Raw genomic sequence first — 428 nt, forward strand, 5'->3', positions numbered from 1 at the left:
AGTTGGGCGAGTTGGGGTGTGGGGTGCAGGTGGTGGCCTGTGATGTGGGGGATCGCGAACAGGTGGCGGGGTTGGTGGCCAGCGTTTCAGCGGAGCATCGGCTGGGGGCGGTTATTCATGTGGCTGGGGTGGTTGCTGATGGGGTGATCGAGTCGTTGGATCGTGGGCGGGTGGAGCAGGTGTTGGCGCCCAAGGTCGATGGTGCGTGGTATTTGCATGAGTTGACGCGGGATATGGGGTTGTCGGCGTTTGTGTTGTTTTCCTCGGCTGCGGGGGTGTTGGGCAGTGCGGGGCAGGCCAATTACGTGGCGGCGAACGCGTTTTTGGATGCGTTGGCTTTGTATCGGCGTGGGCAGGGGTTGGCGGGGGTGTCGTTGGCGTGGGGGTTGTGGGAGCAGGCCGGCGCGATGGCGGGTGAGTTGCAGGGG

General features: G+C 64.3%; 1 protein-coding gene. It reads left to right on the forward strand.

Features of this window, described 5'->3' with window-relative positions; all coding sequences use genetic code 11:
• A partial coding sequence (locus tag BST12_RS29540) for an SDR family oxidoreductase (RefSeq protein ID WP_139802107.1) occupies positions 1 to 428 on the forward strand: 428 nt, incomplete at both ends.

It is taken from the genome of Mycobacterium angelicum (genome assembly GCF_002086155.1).
GTDB classification, from domain to species: Bacteria; Actinomycetota; Actinomycetes; order Mycobacteriales; family Mycobacteriaceae; genus Mycobacterium; species Mycobacterium angelicum.